The following is a 1,987-nucleotide window of genomic DNA, read 5'->3' as shown; positions in this document are numbered from 1 at the left end:
CCAGGCGCCGCCGGGCCGTCGCCAGCAGCGTCGCGGCGATCAGTGCGTGCACGGAGACGCCCGCGCCGCGCGCCGTCCGGCGCAGCCGCGAGGTGAGGTCTGCGTCCAGGGTCAGCCTGCGGACCTCGATGTGCCCGTCCGGGCCGGTCTCCCGGCCGCCCGCGGACGGGCGTGGCACGTCGTACGGCACCAGCGCGACCGGGTGCCGTCGCGTCTCCTCGATGCGGCCGTCGAGGTACTTCGCCGTGTCGGCGTCGTCGGCCGGCGGCAGCAGCCGGCTGACGGGCTCGGGCCAGTGCGGCAGGCCGGGGCCGGTGCCCTCGACGCCGGGCTCCCCGTCGACCAGCGCACGGTAGCGGTCCCACAGGGCGTTGTGCAGCGCGATGCCGCTGTGGCCGTCGACGACCGTGTGATCCACCACCAGCACGAACAGGTGGCTCTCGCCGCCCGGCGCGCTGACCAGGACGGCCCGGCTCAGCGGTCCCCCGACCGGGAGGGGCCGGTTCAGCTCCGCCGTGTAGGCATCCGTCTCGTCGCCGGTCCGCGCGACCAGCCGGGGCCGCTCGTCCTCACCGAGAAGGCGCAGTACATGGTCTGCGCCGTCCTGTTCGATGCGGGAGCGCAGCGGCGGGTTCACCTCCGTGGTGGCGTCGAACGCGGCCGACAGCGCCGCCACGTCCACGGGACCGCGCAGGGCGCAGGACAGTACGGCTCTGCTTCTCTGGCCCACGTAGAGCGTCTCGGCCGGACACAACGCACGGTGCATGCCGTCAGCCTTCTTTCCGTCGTTCGTTTCCGGGGTTTCAAGGGCCCGGTACCGGTGTGCCTCCGCGGCCTTCCGTGGGGCGTGCCGGGGCCTTTCGAGAGTGCACGGCGGAACGCGGCCGAATCCAGCGGAGAACCCGGTGAGATGCGAAGTCGATTGTTTTCCCTAGAAATTGATCCGGTGAGCGCACTCCCCGGCTCCGCGATTTTCAGGGAAACCCCTGAATCGGCGTCCCCGGAAGCCGGTTTGCCTTGACCCGGCCGGTTCCGTTGTCCCACCGTGCTGTGTCGTGAGACCGAGGCGGCTGACCGATTCCCCGCCCTCGGCGTGCGGCACTCCTTTTCCGCTCTGTGGGCCGGCCCTGCGCGTTCACCCACGTGAGGGCGGTACGGAGCGGTGGCCGCACTCGTCCGATCCGGCCGGGCCCTTGCCGTCCGGGACATAACGGCTTGCCACGTGAGGGTTGTGCTATGTCACTCCAGGAGGACGAACGTCGACCGCTGTCCGGAGCCCAGGAGGGCCTCTGGTACGCCGGGCGGCTCACACCGGACAGCGCCGCGTACAACACCGCGGAGGCGGTGGAGATCCACGGCCCCCTCGACACCGCCCTGTTCGAGACCGCGCTTCGGCGCACCGTCGCCGAGGCCGACACCTTCGCCCTGCGCTTCACCGACGGCGACGACGGCCCCCACTGCCGGCTCGCCCCGGACGCGGACGACTGGACCCTGCACCGGGTCGACGTCAGCGGCGCCGAGGATCCCGGGGCCGCCGCGTGGTCCCACGTCCGCGCCGATCTCGCGGTCCCCGTGGACCTCGAGAAGGGCCCGCTGTTCGCACACACCCTGCTGACCCTGGCCCCCGACCGCCACCTCTGGTTGCTGAGGGCCCATCACCTCCTGCTCGACGGCTACAGCTACAAGCTCCTCGGGCGGCGCCTGGCCGAGACGTACAACGCCCTGACCGAAGGGCGGGAGCCGGACCCCTGTGGCTTCGCGCCGGTGAGCCGGCTCCAGGAGGAGGAGGCGGCCTACCGCGCCTCCGACGCGTACGCCCGCGACCGCGACCACTGGGCGCGACGCCTGGCCGGCCTGCCGGAACCCGTCCGGCTCACCTCCCGTACGGCCGCCCCCACCGCGCCCTTCCTGCGCCGCACCGCCGAACTGACGCCCGCCCGGACCAAGGCCCTCGACGCCGCCGCGGCCCGCCTCGGCGTCCGGCGCG

At 73.1% G+C, this 1,987-nt stretch carries 1 protein-coding gene and 1 pseudogene; one reads left to right on the top strand and one right to left on the bottom strand.

The genetic code is table 11. From position 1 onward, the window contains the following. Positions 1–766: pseudogene (locus B7767_RS38275) on the bottom strand (protein kinase); the annotation flags it as partial. A 470-nt stretch (positions 767–1,236) separates the two neighbouring features. Here B7767_RS38275 and B7767_RS38270 point away from each other — a divergent pair. Next, positions 1,237–1,987, top strand: a 751-nt coding sequence (locus tag B7767_RS38270; RefSeq protein ID WP_256923719.1) for a condensation domain-containing protein, incomplete at its 3' end; no start/stop codon positions are given.

The organism is Streptomyces sp. 13-12-16, from assembly GCF_002114215.1.
Taxonomy (GTDB): domain Bacteria; phylum Actinomycetota; class Actinomycetes; order Streptomycetales; family Streptomycetaceae; genus Streptomyces.
Note: the sequence above shows the minus strand (reverse complement) of the source record. Positions and strands in the feature narration are given on the sequence as shown.